The following is a 19208-nucleotide window of genomic DNA, read 5'->3' as shown; positions in this document are numbered from 1 at the left end:
GTTTATAGGCTCTATTGCAGGAGCCCGTTGCTAGCTAGTGTATTCTAGCTAATGTATTGCTGTGTGTATGAGGCTTAACAATTAGGTTTTGGCACACTAAAATAATAACCTTGAGCATATTGAATACCTAATTCTTTAAGCTTTTCCAAGGTTGCCCAATCTTCCACATGCACAGCTACAACACTAATCTCTTTTTGTTTTGCTAAGTTGGTAAAATACTCTACAAATTCGTAGGTTTCTTGATTTTCCATTAACTGAGATATTAATCCGCCAGCTATCTTAATGCCGTTAACTGGAAGGTTTAAAATACTATTGATATTGCCTGGCGTAGCGCCAAAGTGATCGATATAAATAGCAATATTTAGTTGCTGACATTGAGCTGCGAAAATTTCAAAACTGTCTATATTTTCTAGCACTACCGCAGCGGTCAACTCTAAACCTATTCGTTTAGGGTTAGGATAATCAAAGAGGGCTTCGGATAAAGTATCGAATAAGTCTGGATTTAACATATCCTGTTTATTGATATTTATATTCCACGCGGCATTCAGATCTCTAAAATAATTAGCACTACGATTTAAAATGGTTTCGGTTAATTGTGCGACTGAAGCTTGTTCTTCGATGATGTGTAAAAATTCGCTTGGCACAAAAGTTTGTTCATCGGGTGTGACTAATCTGGCGAGGCATTCAAAACGCCAAACCGTTTCTTGAGAAATATCCATTATGGGTTGGAAAAAAGGAACGATTCTATCCAGGCTAAAATTATCCGTGACTTCTTTAATGTGCATAAGTGTCCTCGTTACAGCATTATGAACCTCTGAGCGTCCGTTCACTTTTTAGCAGTAAATTGTGTTTGCTCAGAATTACAACAATAGCATCACTTTTTCAGTTCAGAAAATGAAACTTCCAGTGATTTGTTAAAAAACTGTGCTTTTTATTAACTTAGATGGCTTTAAATTTGGCGATACAGTGGATTTGCGCTAAAGTCCGCCTCTGAAAGTTTTCATTAGAGGTTACAACGAGTGGTTAAAGCGACAGCCAGTTTGGAACATATGTTCCGAGTATTTACCATGCCAGAGGGTAAAGATTCCAAACTTGCACAAATAGAAGAGCATCTGTCAGATAATCTGTCGGACTTTCTTTCTCAACATGTTGTAACCACCGCGAAGTCTCTTGAAGATATTGAACAGAACTTTCAGGACTACAAAGTCCCTGAATCACCAGAGTTCGTTTCCGCACATGCAGAAGTGCTATTAGAAAAAGTCGTTGCTAATTCAGTCAATACTTATGCTCCAACCTTTATTGGGCACATGACATCAGCATTACCCTATTTTCATTTACCCCTAGCAAAGCTGCTAGTGGGGCTAAATCAAAACTTAGTCAAAATTGAAACATCAAAAGCCTTTACGCCCTTGGAGCGTCAAGTTGTCGGTATGTTACATGAGTTGGTTTATAACGAGTCAGGTGCTTTTTATCAAACCCACTTACACAGTGCAAAACACTCTCTAGGGGCATTTTGTTCCGGCGGAACCATTGCCAATATTACCGCCCTTTGGGTTGCCCGTAATAAAGCCCTAGCTGCCGACGGAAATTTCCGTGGTGTTGCCAAACAGGGATTGGCGGCAGGTTTAAAACATTACGGTTATGCCAATATGGGCATACTGTCTTCTAAACGGGGTCATTACTCTCTTTCCAAAGCTGTGGATGTTTTAGGCTTGGGGCGTGAACAAATGCTGACCGTGGATAGCCTAGACCAGCGTTTATCTCCTGAAAAAGCTTTGGCAGTAGGACGCGAGTTCGAACAGCGCGGTAATAAGTTGTTAGCCATAGTGGGCATTGCAGGCACCACTGAAACTGGCCATGTTGATCCCCTTGATGAACTGGCTGATGTGGCAAAAGAACTAAATTGTCATTTCCATGTAGATGCAGCTTGGGGTGGTGCAACCTTATTCTCCAACCGCAATAAAGTTAAGCTTAAAGGCATAAATAAAGCAGATTCGGTGACTCTAGATGCCCATAAACAAATGTATGTGCCTATGGGTGCTGGTGTTGTGGTGTTCAAAAATCCAGAAGACAGTAACGCTGTGCGTCATCATGCACAATACATATTGCGAGCGGGCTCTAAAGATTTAGGGGCAACCACGTTAGAAGGGTCTCGCAACGGTATGGCAATGATGGTGTATTCCGCATTCAATATATTTGGTCGTGAGGGATATGAATTACTGATTGATCAAAGTATCGAAAAAGCCCAACGATTTGCCTGCTTGATTAACCACCATGAAAACTTTGAGTTAATTACAGCGCCTACCTTGTCACTGCTTACCTATCGCGTAAAACCCGCTCAGGTTGACGCTCACGGTGAAATAGAGAGTGAAATGTTGGATAGGCTTAACGTCGCGGTGCAGAAGCAACAGCGTGAAGCAGGGAAGTCCTTTGTGTCTAGAACACGGTTAACCGCGGAAGATTATGGCGATAGGCTGCTTACAGTGTTTCGTGTGGTTTTAGCTAACCCGCTGACTACGGATCAAGATCTGGTCAACATCTTAGATGAACAATTGGCGATTGCGAAACGGACACAAATTTGGAAAGAGCTTGAGGATCAAGCTCTATTGAAATCGAAAAGATCAGTAGGTTAACGCTAGGTTATTCTAGCGTTACCTGAATATTGTCGATTAAACGGGTTTTTCCTAAAAATGCCGCGCCCAAAATTACTAATTCTGTTTCTTCGTGACCCGGACTCAATAGCGATTCAACTGAACGAATATCAATATAATCAACGGTTAACCCTGCTTCGGTCAACTCTTCAATTGATTGTTGAATCAAACGACTGAAATCTCGTCTTCCCAACTGAATGTTTTCACTTAATTTCTGTAAGCAGCTATATAATGCTGGGGCTTTTTGTCGTTCAGACTCAGATAAGTAATTATTGCGTGACGACATGGCTAAACCGTCGTCTTCTCTGACAGTCGGCACACCATAGATTTGCAGGTTCATTGACAGGTCAGTCACCATAGCTTTAATGACCTGCAACTGCTGAAAGTCTTTTTCACCAAAAAACGCCATATTTGGTTGCACCATATTAAACAACTTACATACTATGGTGGCGACCCCACGGAAATGACCTGGGCGACTTGCACCACAAATCATATAGGACAAGCCTGGTACTTCTACAAAGGTTTGTTTTTCCAATCCGCGGGAGTAAATATCTTCAGCCTTGGGAGTGAAAAGCACATCAACACCTAAAGCTTCCAAGGAAGCCATATCTTGTTCCATGGTGCGTGGATAGGATGCTAGATCTTCATCAGGTCCAAATTGTAATGGATTGACAAAAATTGAGACGACAACAATGTCTGCATGCTCTTTGGCTTGCTCCACAAGGTGTAAGTGTCCTCGATGTAAATTCCCCATGGTAGGTACAAAAGCAATGGTTTTGCCATCATTCTGCCACTTTCTACGTATTTCTCTTAGGGGAGTGATATCACTAATTTGCTGCATAATTTGTCCTGTGTCTTCTTAGCGATTAGTTAAAGCTATGCTCTGGGCCTGGAAAAACGCCATTTTGCACTTCTTCGATATAGGATTTAACGGCCTCGCGCATATCACCAGTAATTTCCAAATAATTTTTTGAAAACTTAGGCATATAGTTGGCACTCACACCAAACATGTCATGCATTACTAAAATTTGCCCGTCGGTATGTACGCCAGCGCCTATACCAATCACAGGAATATTAATTGCCTTACTAATTTTCTCAGCTAAAGAAGAGGGTACGCACTCTAATACTAACAATTGAACACCAGCATGAGCTAAAGCTTCCGCTTGTTCAAATAGTTGCTCTGCTTGTAAATCGTCACGGCCTTGGACTTTGAATCCGCCAAAAACATGCACAGATTGAGGAGTCAGCCCTAAATGACCACATACAGGTACACCACGTAAGTTTAGTCCTTTGATGGTCTCTACTAGCCAATCTCCACCTTCAACTTTCACCATGCTTGCGCCCGCAGCCATAAGCTTAGCGGCATTGGCATAGGTTTGTTCTGGTGTTGCATAAGTCATGAATGGCATGTCGGCTATTACGAATGCGCGGTCGGTACCTTTGCGAACAGACGAAGTGTGATAAGCAATTTCATCTATGGTAACGGATAAGGTATCGTCACAACCTTGCAGCACCATTCCAAGTGAATCACCAATTAAAATCACGTCAACACCTTGTTCGTCAAATAGCTTGGCGAAACTGGCGTCGTAAGCGGTTAGCGCTGTGATTTTTTGTTTGTCTTGTTTCATTTTAAACAAGGTTGACGTAGTTACTTTCTTAGTCATAATAATCACCTTCTGCTAACTGAAAAGTGCAACAAAATTAGAAGCTTGCCCACTTTTGTTTATTTCCAAGTCACATTCTTTCTGATCACTTCGAGCCCATTTTTAGGTACGCTTTTTAATACAGAAACTAAAGAGTCGCCACATGGTAACACGAGTTCAGGGGCTATCTCACGTAACGGGTAAAGTACAAATTCTCGTGTTTTCATTCCGTAATGGGGCACTACCAAGTTTTCACTTTGGATTTGCTCATCGCCGTACAAAATAATGTCTAAATCTAGGGTTCTCGGTCCCCAACGTTCGGATTTTCGTTGTCGACCATGTAATTGTTCGATGGCCTGTAAATGGGGGAGTAACTCCCCAGCAGACAATTGTGTTGCAATTGCAACTACTGCATTCACATAATCTGGTTGATCTTGTGGGCCCATAGGTTTGCTAGCGTAAAAACTGGAGCATTGTTTTACGTGGGTGTCTTTTAGGCCGTGAATTGCCCGTAATGCATCTTGCAGTTGCTGATCGGGTTGGGCCAAATTGCTGCCCAAACCTATGTAGCTGATTACGGATTGCATTAGGACGCGCTGGGTTTCTTTCTTTTCGGACGACGGCGAGGACGACGAGCAGAGCCACCTTCCGCTTCCCTAAGCTTAGTTAACATCTGTTTGCGTTGTTCTGGGCTAACCTCTTGAAATTCAGTCCACCAATCCGCTAACTCAAGTAGCTTTCCACCTTCAATTTGGCCACGTATTAACAGAAAATCATAGGCTGCACGAAAACGCGCATGTTCTAACATTTGATAGGCTCTGCGTCCGAAACGTTTTGGTAGGCGTAGTTGTAGCAACCATATTTCCCGCATCATGCTGGAAAAACGTTTAGGGATCATAATCCGTTGAATTTGTCGATGTAGTACATCGTTAACGGCAATGTTGAAAGCGTCGAAATGATTCAAACCTGCTTCGTCCATTAGCTTCTGGCAGTGTTCTTCAATTGGGTACCACAAAAATGCAGCATACATAAATGCTGGTGTGACTCTTTGACCGGTGTTAATGCGATTGTCAGTGTTCATCAGCATTTTTTTAATAAACTGATTTTCACGACTGTCCTTGCTTTTTAACAAAGGCGATAGCTGTGGAAAAAGTGGCTGAATAAGATCATATTCCTGCATTAGTTCGAAGGTTCGCAGCCCTTGTCCAGAAATAAACAGCTTAATCACTTCTTCAAACAACCGAGCTGGTGGAATATTATTTAACAAGCTGCCTAATTGATGTATTGCCTCGGCAGATTTTGGACTGATTTGCATATTTAGTTTGGCTGCAAATCGCACCGCCCGTAACATTCGAACTGGATCTTCTCGGTAACGAGTCTCAGGGTCGCCAATCAACTCAAGACGTTTATCTTTGATTGCTTGCATACCATTGGCAAAATCAGTCACCGTAAAGTCGGTTACTCGGTAATACATGGCATTGACAGTAAAGTCACGACGCTCAGCATCTTCTTCAATGCTACCAAATACATTGTCTCTAAGTATTTGTCCTTCTTGGCTTTGTTTACCAAGTACTTCTGCAGGTTTTTTGCCCGTTTCATCTGTACTGTTTTGGTGATGGCCTCTAAACGTGGCCACTTCGATGATCTCACGACCAAAAACCACATGGGCTAAACGAAAGCGACGGCCGATCAAACGACAGTTTTTGAATAGTGCTTTTACTTCATCAGGTGTGGCATTGGTGACCACATCAAAGTCTTTGGGCTGCAATCCTAAAATAAGATCGCGAACACAACCACCGACTAGATACGCATCGAATCCGGCACCATTTAAGCGATACAATACCTTTAGAGCATTGTCACTGATGCCTTTTCTAGAAATGCCGTGCTCACCACGGGTAATTACCTTCGGATTAAGTATATCCGAATGATATTCTTCCGCGTTTTTTGTCAAAGCATTTTTGACCTTTTTGATCACTCGAGAAATGATGCGTTGGCTCCTGATAACACAAATAATTTTAATTGGCGCGCAATGATATACTGGATGAAAAGTATTTTCTATCTGTTGCTATAGCAAGTTATCGCTAATTTGGGTTCATCTGCAAAAGAGAGGGATTAATTACTGTTATTTTGGGTTTCGAACACTAGAGTCACGGGTAATTAGTTGGGTGTCTAATTGCACCGATTCCACTGGTTTTTTAGCCAATAGGTCGAGTAGACAATTAACTAAGTGTTTTCCCCCTTGATGAATATCTTGATGAACTGAACTGAGAGCGGGTTTAGTGAAAGCACAAACTTCAATATCATCGTAACCCACAATCGCCACTTGCTCTGGAATACTAACGCCTTGTTCATGCAAAGCGCGAATCATCCCTAAGGCAATATTATCACTGGCGGCAACTACACCGTCATAGGGAAATTGCTTGGTTTTTAATAACTCAAGTGTGACCTTGTATGCATCTTCAGAGGTAAAGTGAATATCTAAGGGCAAAGGTACCTTCAAATTGGCCTGCTTTAGGGCTTTTTGGTAACCCTCAAACCGCTTTCCGGTTTCAAAAGATCGCACTCCGGAAAATACAATATTTTGACAGCCTTGTTGAACTAAGTGCTGACATGCTAAATAACCACCTTTCACGTTGTCAGTGCCGACTGTCACATAATCGTTCTGCGGAGACTGTTCGCCCCAAACTACAATTGGGTTGAGGTGATTAAAGAGCTGATTAAAAGCAGTTATATCATCACCTTGTCCAAAGACAATCAAGCCATCTGCACGGTTCATAGTAAAGTACTCGTCTAACGAGGTTGTTTGCCCAATAAAGTGGGTGACTAACAACACATCGAATCCGTGACGACTTAATTCTTCGGCAATGATACCAACCATATTCAACAAAAATGAGTCGGTAATAGATTGATCCAGTTCTGAACTTTTGACCATCACAACGGCAATAGTATTAGAGGTTTTTAAACGCAAATTGCGAGCGGCTGTGTTGATTTTGAAATTGTGTTGCGCCGCCAGCTTTTGAATTCTTTCGCGGGTCTTTGCGCTTATCAATTTATTATCGTTTAATGCTCGAGATGCAGTCGAACCTGATACGCCAGCTAGTTTAGCCAAATCAGAAAGCGTTCGAACCTTTGTTACCATGTCAATTTCCTTTGCCAATATGTGATTTTGAAGCTCACAATTAATCCATCCAACTTATCGCTAAATGTCTATCTAAAGAAAATACGCTAATTCGGCCAATTTGTTAACTAAAATTAGCACCTGGTGCAATCGATTGCATTTTTATCTTGCAATCGATTGCATTTTTACATACCGTTAACAGCCATAGGTTGTCGTCAACCTAAAATTTAACATCTTGGTTAATTCACAAAACAGGTACACACAATGAATAACAAGCGATTTTCAGCAAACTTATTAACAACAAGTGTTGCTTTAGCGTTAACGGTTCCTACTTTCACTTACGCACAAGAGTCAGGGTCAGACAAAGAAGCTCAGAAAAAAGATTACGTTGAACAAATTATCGTTACAGGTAGAGCAAGTGGCCAATCTGTACGTAAAGTTGACTCAAGTTATGCTTCAACTATTTTAGGCGCTGAAGACATTAAAAAACTGGCACCTAAAAGCACAGCTGATCTATTCAAAGCAATTCCTGGCGTTTGGGCTGAAAGTTCTGGCGGTGTGTCTGGTGCAAATGTGTTTGTGCGTGGTTTCCCCGGTGGCGGAGATGCGCCATTCTTAACTGTGCAATTACAAGGTGTACCTGTATTTACACCACCTACCTTGTCGTTTTTAGAAAACTCATCATTATTTAGAATTGATGAAACCATCGACTTTATGGACGCCTTACGTGGCGGACCTAGTTCTGTGGTTTCAAATGGACAACCTGGATTAACTACTAACTTTATGCTCAAAGAAGGCAGTGAAAGTACGGAAGGCTCAGTTAAATATACAACCTCAGACTATAACTTGCAGCGTATTGATGCGGTGGTGAGTGGCGCAATAGCAGAAGACCTTTATTTTATGTTAGGTGGATATGTGCAACAAAGCCCAGGCATTCGAGATGCAGGGTTTAATTCAGAAAAAGGCCATCAAGTAACCCTGAATATTACTAAAGTGTTGGATAACGGTAAAATCAACTTGTTCACTCGGATTACCGATGATCACGGTGCATGGTACCTACCTACTCCATTGGTCGATGGTGTTGATAATAGCTACACTCAATTAGGCACGCTGAACCGTCAAGGTACCATTGAATATGGCCCAGATGGCACCACTGAGTCTTTCGATTTTGGTGAAGGACGTGGATGGGATGGATCTATCTCTGGCGGTAGTATTAACCTAGACCTGAGTAACGACTGGACTTTCGTTGACCGATTCTCATTAACCAAAGGCAATGCCGATACTCTAGGTTTGGTGCCTGAAGGAGCTGCTGTCGAATTATCCAGTGTGGCCACAAATGGTAGCAACGCTACAGGGGCTGTAACCGGCAACACCTACGAGGGTGATACCTTAGTACAACAAATCGGTCGCTGGGTCGTTCGCAAAGAAATTGAGTCATTTACCAATGATTTAGCATTAACTAAAAGTGCTGATGATTTTGAGGCAACGTTTGGTTATTTCACCTCTAGCTATTCGGCTAATGATTGGTGGTCAATCGGTAATCAGGCTTACCATGTTGTTGCTTCTGGTGGTGAAATGCTAACAGGCATTGAATGTAACGATAATGCTGATAGTTGCAGTTGGAACTACGATATTAACTCTACTGGAGATGGCAACACCACAGCCTTGTATGCAGCTTTGGAATATCAATTTAACGACGAATTCAGTGCTGTTATTGGTTTGCGCCGTGAAAATCACCGAATTGAATATACCGTTGATGAAGGCTTAGATGGGGTGATTACTAAAGCGATTCAATTTGATAAAAATGATACCGCTATTACCTTAGGAGCAAACTGGCAATTCCAGAGAAATATGGGGGTGTTTGCGCGATACAGTGAAGGTAGCAAAATGCCTTACTTCGACGATTTCCGTGATAACTATGATGCTTACCAAGGGGGAGAAGACTTAATTAAAGAGGTTACCCAGTTTGAACTAGGATATAAGTTAGCCGCAGCAAACTTTAACCTTTATGCCACTGGTTTCTTTAATGAAGTGAAAGGTGATACTTTTGTACGAGTACCGGGTGAACCAGGAGAAATCTTGACTAACGAAGCCTATGGTGTGGAGTTAGATGCCGCCTATTACAACGATACTGGCTTTTCAATTTCTCTAAACGCTACTGTACAAGAAACGGAAATTACCCAAAGTGCAACCAATCAAGGAAATGAAGCACAACGTCAGCCAGGTTGGCAGTTGCGTCTTACTCCAAGTTATGAATTTGAAGTAGGCGATTATTTTGCGAATGTGTACGGTACGCTATCGGCAGTAGATGATCGTTATGGTGATAATGAAAATACTGTTGTGCTAGAAGGGTATGAAAAAATCGACATTGGTTTCGTGATCACTAGTATGGATGGCTTGAAATTTGAATTAGCCATGCAAAACCTAACCGATGAAGATGCTTTGACGGAGGGGGATCCGCGAAATCCAACTGCACCAAATGGACGATTTATTATGCCTCGTTCAGCAACATTTAGTGTGAGTTATGAGTTTTACTAATAAACTCTAGTTTGAAGCGCGCTTAGCGCGCTTTTTTATTCAATCATTTTACGCCGTTAAATGGTGACGTTAATGCCTAGATTTATGACCATATTTGCCATTGCAGCTTGTTACTTTATTTTCGCTATTTTATTAAATAGTGTTGGTGCGGTGATTCTGCAATCGATAAATAGCTTTGATATTAGTAAACCTGTAGCTAGTTCTTTAGAGGGGTTTAAAGATCTTTCCATTGCTTTTGTATCTTTTGCGATTGCCGCATTTGTGCCCAGAGTAGGTTATAAATTAGCTATGATGGCAGGGTTAATTTTGGTTGCTGTGGTCTGTGCATTAACCCCATTATTTGCGCAATTTAGCATGATACAAATACTCTTTGCTTGTATCGGAACGGCATTTGCGCTGATAAAAGTGTCTGTTTACAGCATAATAGGTCAACTCTCCGATGATACTAAAAGTCATGCCTCACTGCTAAACACCATCGAAGGCATTTTTATGCTTGGCGTGTTGTCTGGCTACTGGTTGTTTAGTGGCTTTATTGATGCTGATAACCCTAGCTCATTAAGTTGGATGAATGTGTACTATCTACTTGCTGGGTTAATCGCATTTACTATACTTGCAGTGGCCTTATCACCCATTAAAAAGCCCACTAAACCTGCTTTATCCAGACCACTAATTGATGATTTCATGGAGATGATAAAGCTGACTTACCGACCCTTAGTGCTAGTGTTTGTATTGTCTATTTTCTTTTATGTATTAATTGAACAAGGGATTGGTACCTGGCTACCTACATTCAATAATGAAATATTGCATTTGCCTTTGGATGTCAGTATTCAAATAACCAGTATATTTGCCGCAGCCATTGCAGTAGGACGTTTATTGGCAGGACAATTACTGCGTTTTATGAACTGGTATTGGTTTTTAAACCTATGTTTAGCAGGCATGGCGATATTAATGTTGTTATGTTTACCCCTTGCTAATGCGGTGCAAAATGCAGGTCAAATCGCAACTATTTCTAATGTGCTGGACGCCCCCTTGGCCGCTTATTTACTACCCTTAGTTGGATTATTAATGGCTCCTATATACCCGGTGATTAATTCCGTAATGTTAAGCTCGTTGGAGAAAGCCTTACATGCACCTATGACTGGATTAATCGTGGTATTTTCTGCGCTTGGTGGAACCACAGGCTCAATTATTACCGGTTTCGTGTTTGAGTCCTTTGGCGGCCAAACTGCTTTCTATTTGTCTTTAATCCCCATGTTACTGATTGCTTTAACCTTATTTTTATTTCGACGTTCAACAAACCGAATTGAACCTGAGATAACGAGCAAATTGGAGGAAATAACATGAGTAAGGTTAAGGTGTTAAATCCGCCGCAAGAATTTACTGATAGTTTAACTTTTTTTGATAGTGCCTTGTTTCATCAGGTGCAAACCTCGGGTCTTTTTAAAGACAGTAAGCAGTTTGCCGATGCAACGCCTAAAACTAGTTGGTCGAAGATATACCACGAGTTTGAAAGGCAATCAGCACAAGCCAACTTTAACTTAGCTGACTTTGTTACTGAATTTTTCAGTTTGCCTGAGCCCATTGAGCTTGAACAACACATAGTGCATAAAACTGTGGCAGAGCATGTTGAAGCCCTATGGCCGGTATTGATGAAACAACCGGATGAACAGGGGAATAACTCTCTATTGCCCTTAAAACGGCCGTATATCGTTCCTGGTGGTCGGTTTCGTGAGATTTACTATTGGGATAGCTACTTTACAGCGCTAGGGTTACTGCACTCTGGGCGTCGGGAATTGGTGAAGTCGATGCTTTTAAACTTTATTCAATTACAGCAGAGTATTGGATGCATCCCTAATGGTAATCGGAGTTATTACTACAGTCGTTCACAACCGCCAATATTAGCCATGATGGCAGACTTGTTGGTGAGCTCAGATACTGAAACATCAGATACTCAGTTTTTAACTCAATGCACAGAGGCGATGGAAACTGAATATGCATTTTGGATGCAAGGTGCAGAACAATTAAGTCAACCGTATGAAGCCCATAGGCATGTGGTTAGAATGCCCAATGGCGGCTTACTAAATCGATACTGGGATGATCAAGGCACGCCTCGCCCAGAGTCCTACGCTGAAGACATGCATGCTGCGGCGGATAAACACGGTGATGAAAAAACGCATTTTTATCGTAACATTCGTGCGGCCTGTGAATCAGGTTGGGATTTTAGTTCACGCTGGCTTGCTGATCCTGAAGATTTACAAAGCATTCAAACAACTGAAATTGTACCAATCGATTTGAATTGCCTGATGTACAAACTCGAAGTGCTTTTGAGTAACTATTGGGGCAAATTAGGCGAACAGACAAAAAGCTTGGAATACCTGCAAAAATCAGAACAGCGTAAACAAAATATTCAATCATATTTGTGGAATGCAGAACTTGGGTTTTATATGGATTTCAATCTGCTGACCCAACGTCAATCTAAGATCATTTCTTTGGCGGGAGTTTTACCCTTATTTGTGGCCCTTGCCGAGCCCTCACAGGCCGCAGCAGTAGCTTCACGCCTAAAAAATGAGTTCTTATCTGTAGGCGGTCTTATTACCACCCTTTGTCAGACTCAACAGCAATGGGATGCTCCTAATGGTTGGGCACCGTTACATTGGTTTGCAGTCAAAGGTTTGCAGCAATATCAGCAAGATGATTTAGCATCCCAGATTATGCAAAAGTGGCTTTCCACCGTAGAGCGTTACTTTCAGTTAAATGGCAGTTTAATGGAAAAATATAACGTTCAACAGATTGAGTATAGTGCCCAAGGCGGTGAGTATGAGGTGCAACATGGTTTTGGCTGGACCAATGGTGTCACTATGGCGTTTTACAAAATGTTAGAAGGTGAATCTGCCCAAGCATGAATCGCCCAACTTAGAATTTCGTCTATCTGATGATTAGATTGAAATGAGTTTGGTACGGTTAAATTCAGATAAGCCAATGCGTCTATGAGATTTTTAACAGGTTTACTTAAATCTAAACCAGGCGCATGGTTTTGTTTGCTGAATTTACGCCCGTCAGCAAAGGTCACTAAGGGTAAATGCAAACATTCAGGTGGTGTCCTACCTAAAGTCTTAAATAACGCCCACTGGCACGCTGTGGCCGTGATTAAATCCTCGCCCCTAACAATTTCAGTTATCCCCATCTGAATATCATCAGCCACAGAAGCAAGATGGTAGGCGTACAAACCATCTTTTCGCCTAACAATAAAATCTTCTTGAGTGGCCTGACTATTAACCTGAAGTGTTCCTAATCGTTGGTCTTCAATTTGAGAAATTTCAAATTGACTTTTCAAGCGCAGAGAATAGGGTGATTTGACTTGCGTTTTATCTCTGCAAGTCCCCTTATAAAATTCTCCGAGGGCTTTAATTTGCCCACGAGTACATTCACATGGGTAAAGTAACTTTTGACTGTTGAGTTGGGATAAAATGCGTTCGTAATGCTCAGCGTTTTGACTTTGAAAAATAACATCACCGTCCCAAATCAAACCGTGAGCGGTTAAACATGACTGTATATTTTCAATGGCGCCAGCTTGAATTCTGGGCGGATCGATATCATCAATGCGTAGCAGCCACTTGCCGTTATTTACTTTAGCTTGCAAAAAACTGCCTAGAGCGGTTACTAAGGAACCCATATGTAAAGGTCCCGAAGGACTAGGTGCAAATCGGCCAACATAACTAGTTTGGTTCATCAATAATCACCAACTTAAAGTTAACGCTCTAGAAACGACAAAAGCCGCAAGTTAGCGGCTTTTGAATTAACTTAAAAAAATTAACCTTGTAGCTGTTTTTCTTTAATTTCAGCTAGCGTCTTGCAGTCGATACATAAATCAGCGGTAGGACGAGCTTCTAAGCGTCTTACACCAATTTCGATACCGCATGTATCACAAAACCCGAAATCGTCTTCTTCAATACGTTTTAAAGTTTTTTCAATTTTCTTAATTAATTTACGTTCACGGTCGCGAGTACGAAGCTCCAGGCTGAATTCTTCTTCTTGAGCCGCTCGATCTACTGGATCTGGGAAATTAGCCGCTTCATCCTGCATATGGTGAACAGTACGGTCTACTTCTTGGCGAAGTTGATCGCGCCATGCTGACAATATTTTACGGAAATGCTCGAGTTGAGCATCGTTCATATACTCTTCGCCGTCTTTTTCCTGATAAGGAGTTAGACCAGCTAGTGCTATTAATCCTAAACTTTTTTCTTTTCCAGTTGGCATGTGCCAATTCTCCTACACTACGACACAAACGTTGTTTAGCGAATGAGGATATATAGCAGATTGCTATTATCCCAGCAAATTAGGCTTGGTCGAATATATGTAACTGTTACGCTTTATCAGCGGTAAAATTGGCCTAGTAGATACCAATTTTATTGAATAAAAAACAATGTGCTGTTTTTTACGACTCGCAAACATAGACTCCTTAAATAAAAAATCAACCTTTTTTTTATAGATTGAAACTTAGCTTTTGATTTAATTGTATTTTTTCTTCAGACATTTTGCAGCCGTAGGCGATAATTTGCACACCAGAGTCAATTGCTGCTCGTAAAGTCGCCGAATATTCTGGATCTATGTCTTCGGCAACGCGGATATTTTTGATGCCAGTGTGTTGACTGCAAAATAATAAAACCGCCCGTTTTCCGGATTTTGCAATGCTACTTAGTTCGCGTAAATGTTTACTACCTCGTTGGGTTTTAGCATCTGGGAAATATCCGATTCCATCCCTTAATAAGGTAACTGATTTCACTTCAACATAACAATCGGGCAATGTGTCCGAGGTTAACATGAAGTCAATTCTACTGTTTTCTTCTCCATATTTTACCTCAGGTTTATATCCTTGGTATTCGACTAATTCTTCCACTATAGAGAGATTAAAGGCTTCGGCCACTAATTTATTCGCATTTTGCGTATTTACACCAATCCAATCCCCTTGCAGGTTTTTACTTAGCTCCCAGGTATAGGCTAATTTTCGTTTGGGATTGTTGGCAGGGCTTAACCATACTTCAAATCCAGGGTCGCCGCAGCCCGTCATGGCACCGGTATTTGGACAATGAGCAGTTACAATGGAACCATCTTCTAGCTCAACATCGGCTAAGAATCGTTTGTAGCGTTTTATTAATTTGCCCTTGATAAGTGGACTAGGGAACAGCATATTACCTCTCACATTATGCGTTTTAGATTGCGCAAACTTCTCCAATACTCATATATTCGAGTCTTGGATGTCAAAGAAAAAGGAAACCAGTATGTCACATCTTTTAGTCGAACTCAGTTATCAAACAGCCTCAGCTCAATGGGGAGAGAATGCGCTTGTTAGTTTTGATGCTGGAACGGCGACAATTCACTTAAACACTGATGATCCTATTGATGCGCAATTATCGAAAATTGCAGTGGTAGGCCGTAAATTAGATGGCATGAATTTATCTGGTGTTACCTTCAGTGGAGACTGGAGCGAAGAGCAGCAATGGTCTCTAGCAGCTAGTTATCGTCGAGCGCGAAATGCGGGTCAAATAACATGGCTAGAAAATAATGATAAAACCAGTTTAGAGCAGCGTTATGCCGCTTTGAGTTTTACGCGTGACTTAGTCAATGAAACCCCTGAACAACTTTCACCTGAAGAGTTGGCGAAACGCAGTGCTGACTGGTTAGCTGAACTGGGCGGCGATAAAGTTTCGGTGAAACGCTGTGTTGGTGAAGAATTAGCGGATGCTGGCTGGGTGGGTATTTATAATGTTGGAAGGGGTAGTGAACGTCCCCCAGTATTATTAGAAGTTGACTACAACCCCAGCGGTGATGAAAGTTCTGCTGTGGCCGCAGCCCTTGTGGGCAAAGGGATTACCTTTGATAGCGGCGGTTACAGTATGAAAAGCAGTGAAGGCATGTTGAGTATGAAGTGCGACATGGGTGGAGCTGCAACCGTTACCGGTGCCCTTGGACTTGCGATCATGCAAGGGTTGAACAAGCGAGTTAAATTGTTCTTATGCTGTGCGGAAAATCTAGTCAGTGGCCATGCATACAAGTTAGGGGACATTTTAACCTACAAAAATGGCGTAACAGTTGAAATTGTTAATACAGATGCCGAAGGGCGTTTAGTGTTGGCTGATGGATTAATGGCAGCAAGTGAAACCCAAGCGCCATTAATTATTGATGCTGCCACCCTTACTGGTGCAGCAATTGCCGCTGTAGGCGGGGATTACAATGCAGTTTTCTCCCTTGATAAACCGGCACTTCAAAAATTTATTACCCAATCAGAAAAGCAGCATGAACCCGTATGGCCATTACCTTTGGAGTTATGGCATCAAGATAAGTGTCCTTCTCCTTTTGCGGATACGGCAAATAGTCGAGCTCAAAAAGGTGGTGGTGCTGGCGGTGCTTCAAACGCAGCTGGTTTCTTATCTCGTTTTGTGGGTAATCAAGGGAAAGGTTGGATTCATGTGGATTTAGCCGCTGCTTATAATGGTAGCGGAACTAGTCATATGCCCGCTGGTGGAAGTGGTATCGGCATCCGAGGTATCGCCCAAGCATTATTAGAGGCTTAGTCGTACTTGGTAAAAAGTCTTGCGGTTCACTGCCTGGTGAACCGCATTAATTTCGATTTCTGCACTTTGGATTAATATTTCTATTTATTCCGCTATTTTTTATCTTATTCTTTCGACTATCTGGTTTTTATCAATCCTACGCTCAAATTTATTTAACTAATTCAATTTAACCTATACATTGAAAGGATGAGGTGTAAGGCGATTAGTCCCTAGCAGCTTTCTAAAATGAGAGGCTGATTGGGCAAACAATTTAAGATAGTTCTATATTCGATTATGGATAAATCTTAAATAGGTTTACAATGCCGCGAATTTCGGATTGTTGGAGGTATAATGGATATTTGGTCTGCTGCGGTAATGTTGTTCCTAATTATGGATCCATTAGGAAATTTACCTATATTTATGTCCATTTTAAAATCAATTGAGCCTAAGCGTCGTCGCAAGGTTTTGGCTCGCGAGTTGATTTTATCATTGCTGATTATGTTCATATTTTTATTCAGTGGACAGGCAGTGTTAGATTTTTTGAATGTAAAACAGCAAGCGGTGAGTATTGCTGGTGGGATCATTTTGTTTCTTATTGCCATCCGTATGATTTTTCCCAATAAAGGTAGCCATGACGACGATGTAAGTGATCAAGAACCCTTTATTGTTCCTTTGGCTATTCCGATGATTGCCGGCCCTTCATTGTTAGCCGCTTTGATACTACTTGCCAATCAAGATCCCCTAAGAATGTTTGACTGGTCGTTAGCGCTTTTTTCCGCTTGGGCAGTTTCAGCAAGTATTTTATTGTTTTCTGGTGTATTTTTTAAGATTCTGGGCGAGCGAGGCTTGATAGCCATAGAGCGCTTAATGGGCATGATTCTTATTATGTTGTCGATACAAATGTTTCTCGACGGCGTAGGTAACTACTTTTCAATTGGAGTGACGAATTGAGCGCTAAATTAAATACATTTCAAAAAGTGCGTGAATTAACAGGCTGGCATGCAGTTGCTTATGCCGCCACATTAACCGAACGCATGAAACCCAATTTCCAGTTGTTTTGTGAAACAGCTGAATTCGACGATGAAGGTCAATTCCACAAGTCTTTGGAGTCGATTTGGCAGTGGTTATCACGCACAGGCTCTAAAATTAACTTCGCTTTACAGTTAGAAAAAATCGAAAGTGTGACCCCTGATGCTGCTGAGCACGATAGTTTTGGGGTCTACCCTGCTATTGATGCCGCCATTTCATTAGCGGCCATCATCTCTTTGATAACCAATGATGAACCTCAAGGTGCAGTTATTGTTTCTAAATTATCCCAAGGTAGTGTGGAAGCTTTTGTTGAACTAGTATCTGATAAATCATTGAGCTCTCAAGAAATAAAAGAGCACCCCTTGATGCAATGGGAAGTGGCATTTCAAAACGAATTGCTAGAAAAAATTACTGCTTTACCTGAAGGTGCAAAAAGTGTGAAATTGCTTCGTGAAATGGCAACAAGCGAAGGTGTGTCGAACCTTGGATTAGAAATTAACTCACAATAAAGAGTTTGCTCGACACATTTTGAGTTGATTTTTCTTTGATGCATTGCCAATTGTCTGGCACTTGGTAATTCTGGTTTTGTGCTTCACATTCTATGTAAACCACGCTTTGCGTAAGCACTAAGTTATTTTGGTTGATTACGTCGATTGCCTTAGGCACTAATCCAGCATTAAAGGGAGGATCGATAAAAACGAGATCAAAACTCTGGTTTAGTCTGCTACACACCTCAAGACTATTGCCCTGAATCACTTGAGTTTGTTGATCTTCAACCTTTAGTTTTTCGAGATTGCTGGTAATTAGCTTGGCAGCTATCTTATCTAATTCGATGAAGGTGGCACTACTGGCATGTCTTGAAAGAGATTCAAAGCCAAGGCCACCACTTCCAGCAAACATATCTAAACAACGACTTTCGTTGACATAGGGCATTAACCAATTAAACAGGGTTTCCTTCATTCGGTCCGTTGTTGGACGCAAACCTTGCGCCTCTAAAACAGGTAACTTTCTGCCTCGCCACTTGCCACTTATCACCCGGATTGAGCCGGTGATGGCATTTTGCTTTTTTACGCCTCGCTTCATGAATCCAAGAAATGCTATGATTGTCAAAATTGGACGATAGTGTATACCTTTAAGCACTTTTCTGCATGCACACTTTTTGAAAAGTCAGGTCGCTATCAAGAAACTTTATACTAGTCGATTTTTGTTGCTTAGAAAGACAAAATTGAAGACTCACATTATCAAGAGAATTAACTAAAGCATGTCGAAATTTTTCCGCTGGTTTAATAAAGATAAAGATGAAAAATCTAAGCCGTCCGTTGAGCAAGATGAGGCGTTACAGGATATCGGTAACGATGACCTTGAAAAGCAAGAGTCCTCTGTGCCGGAGTCTCAAAAGGAGTTGTCTGAAGAATCCTCTTCCAATGATACATCAACAGTAAACAAGGATGATAACCTTGAGCTCGATGAAGGGAGCAGTAAAGACAGCACACAACAGCTTCAATCCATTGACGCTGTGACTGTAGAGCAACACACTCCTGTAGAGCCAGAGCCAGAGCCAGAGCCAGAGCCAGAGCCAGAGCCAGAGCCAGAGCCAGAGCCAGAGCCAGAGCCAGAGCCAGAGCCAGAGCCAGAGCCAGAGCCAGAGCCAGAGCCAGAGCCAGAGCCAGAGCCAGAG

At 41.7% G+C, this 19208-nt stretch carries 17 protein-coding genes and 1 pseudogene; 8 read left to right on the top strand and 10 right to left on the bottom strand.

Annotated features, from left to right (window positions below):
* Positions 1–74: 74 nt before the first annotated feature.
* Positions 75–785 (bottom strand): EAL domain-containing protein, encoded by a 711-nt coding sequence (locus ABJV04_RS05320; RefSeq protein WP_348490266.1) that lies wholly within the window; start codon positions 783–785, stop codon positions 75–77.
* A gap of 234 nt (positions 786–1019) precedes the next feature.
* Here ABJV04_RS05320 and panP point away from each other — a divergent pair, with 234 nt between their 5' ends.
* Positions 1020–2633: a pyridoxal-dependent aspartate 1-decarboxylase PanP gene (panP, locus tag ABJV04_RS05315; protein ID WP_348490265.1), complete on the top strand. Its 1614-nt coding sequence runs from the start codon at positions 1020–1022 to the stop codon at positions 2631–2633.
* A gap of 7 nt (positions 2634–2640) precedes the next feature.
* Here panP and panC read toward each other — a convergent pair whose 3' ends face one another.
* From panC to ABJV04_RS05290, 5 genes are all read right to left on the bottom strand, one after another.
* Positions 2641–3492, bottom strand: a complete 852-nt coding sequence (panC, locus tag ABJV04_RS05310; RefSeq protein WP_348490264.1) for a pantoate--beta-alanine ligase — start codon at positions 3490–3492, stop codon at positions 2641–2643.
* 25 nt (positions 3493–3517) lie between these two features.
* Positions 3518–4315 carry a 3-methyl-2-oxobutanoate hydroxymethyltransferase gene (panB, locus tag ABJV04_RS05305; protein ID WP_348490263.1) on the bottom strand — a complete coding sequence of 266 codons (798 nt, stop codon included), beginning with the start codon at positions 4313–4315 and terminating at the stop codon, positions 3518–3520.
* 59 nt (positions 4316–4374) lie between these two features.
* On the bottom strand, positions 4375–4881 hold the full coding sequence (gene folK / locus ABJV04_RS05300; RefSeq protein ID WP_348490262.1) for a 2-amino-4-hydroxy-6-hydroxymethyldihydropteridine diphosphokinase: 507 nt from the start codon (positions 4879–4881) through the stop codon (positions 4375–4377).
* A complete protein-coding gene (gene pcnB, locus ABJV04_RS05295) occupies positions 4881–6194 on the bottom strand; it encodes a polynucleotide adenylyltransferase PcnB (RefSeq protein WP_348490389.1) in 1314 nt (437 codons plus the stop codon). The genes folK and pcnB overlap by 1 nt, the downstream gene beginning before the upstream one ends.
* A gap of 222 nt (positions 6195–6416) precedes the next feature.
* Positions 6417–7433, bottom strand: a complete 1017-nt coding sequence (locus ABJV04_RS05290) for a LacI family DNA-binding transcriptional regulator (protein WP_348490261.1) — start codon at positions 7431–7433, stop codon at positions 6417–6419.
* Positions 7434–7676: 243 nt separating this feature from the next.
* Here ABJV04_RS05290 and ABJV04_RS05285 point away from each other — a divergent pair, with 243 nt between their 5' ends.
* From ABJV04_RS05285 to treF, 3 genes are all read left to right on the top strand, one after another.
* Positions 7677–9950, top strand: a complete 2274-nt coding sequence (locus tag ABJV04_RS05285; RefSeq protein WP_348490260.1) for a TonB-dependent receptor — start codon at positions 7677–7679, stop codon at positions 9948–9950.
* Between the two features lie 72 nt (positions 9951–10022).
* A complete protein-coding gene (locus ABJV04_RS05280; RefSeq protein WP_348490259.1) occupies positions 10023–11294 on the top strand; it encodes an MFS transporter in 1272 nt (423 codons plus the stop codon).
* Entirely contained in the window at positions 11291–12853 is a 1563-nt protein-coding gene (gene treF / locus ABJV04_RS05275; RefSeq protein WP_348490258.1) for an alpha,alpha-trehalase TreF, read from the top strand. Before ABJV04_RS05280 ends, treF begins: the two co-directional genes overlap by 4 nt.
* Here treF and gluQRS read toward each other — a convergent pair.
* The 3 genes from gluQRS to sfsA all read right to left on the bottom strand — a co-directional run bounded on the left by gluQRS (position 12817) and on the right by sfsA (position 15138).
* The gene (gene gluQRS / locus ABJV04_RS05270; RefSeq protein ID WP_348490257.1) at positions 12817–13680 is read right to left on the bottom strand and encodes a tRNA glutamyl-Q(34) synthetase GluQRS; all 864 of its coding nucleotides are present in this window, start codon (positions 13678–13680) and stop codon (positions 12817–12819) included. The two genes, treF and gluQRS, sit on opposite strands and share 37 nt — an antisense overlap.
* An 80-nt stretch (positions 13681–13760) precedes the next feature.
* Positions 13761–14207 (bottom strand): RNA polymerase-binding protein DksA, encoded by a 447-nt coding sequence (gene dksA / locus ABJV04_RS05265; protein ID WP_348490256.1) that lies wholly within the window; start codon positions 14205–14207, stop codon positions 13761–13763.
* Between the two features lie 226 nt (positions 14208–14433).
* Complete coding sequence (gene sfsA, locus ABJV04_RS05260; protein WP_348490255.1) at positions 14434–15138, bottom strand: DNA/RNA nuclease SfsA; 705 nt, start codon at positions 15136–15138, stop codon at positions 14434–14436.
* Between the two features lie 91 nt (positions 15139–15229).
* Here sfsA and pepB point away from each other — a divergent pair, with 91 nt between their 5' ends.
* The 3 genes from pepB to ABJV04_RS05245 all read left to right on the top strand — a co-directional run bounded on the left by pepB (position 15230) and on the right by ABJV04_RS05245 (position 18039).
* The gene (gene pepB, locus ABJV04_RS05255; RefSeq protein ID WP_348490254.1) at positions 15230–16522 is read left to right on the top strand and encodes an aminopeptidase PepB; all 1293 of its coding nucleotides are present in this window, start codon (positions 15230–15232) and stop codon (positions 16520–16522) included.
* Between the two features lie 330 nt (positions 16523–16852).
* Entirely contained in the window at positions 16853–17452 is a 600-nt protein-coding gene (locus ABJV04_RS05250; RefSeq protein WP_348490253.1) for a YhgN family NAAT transporter, read from the top strand.
* Positions 17449–18039: a YjaG family protein gene (locus ABJV04_RS05245; protein WP_348490252.1), complete on the top strand. Its 591-nt coding sequence runs from the start codon at positions 17449–17451 to the stop codon at positions 18037–18039. The genes ABJV04_RS05250 and ABJV04_RS05245 overlap by 4 nt, the downstream gene beginning before the upstream one ends.
* On the opposite strand, the gene rsmD is transcribed toward ABJV04_RS05245, so the two are convergent.
* Positions 18026–18613: a 16S rRNA (guanine(966)-N(2))-methyltransferase RsmD gene (gene rsmD, locus ABJV04_RS05240; RefSeq protein ID WP_348490251.1), complete on the bottom strand. Its 588-nt coding sequence runs from the start codon at positions 18611–18613 to the stop codon at positions 18026–18028. The two genes, ABJV04_RS05245 and rsmD, sit on opposite strands and share 14 nt — an antisense overlap.
* Positions 18614–18791: 178 nt before the next feature.
* On the opposite strand from rsmD, the pseudogene ABJV04_RS05235 reads away from it, so the two are divergent.
* A pseudogene (locus ABJV04_RS05235) lies at positions 18792–19208 on the top strand (signal recognition particle-docking protein FtsY); the annotation flags it as partial.

This window comes from Aliiglaciecola sp. (genome assembly GCF_039982535.1).
Taxonomy (GTDB): Bacteria; Pseudomonadota; Gammaproteobacteria; order Enterobacterales; family Alteromonadaceae; genus Aliiglaciecola.
Note: the sequence above shows the minus strand (reverse complement) of the source record. Positions and strands in the feature narration are given on the sequence as shown.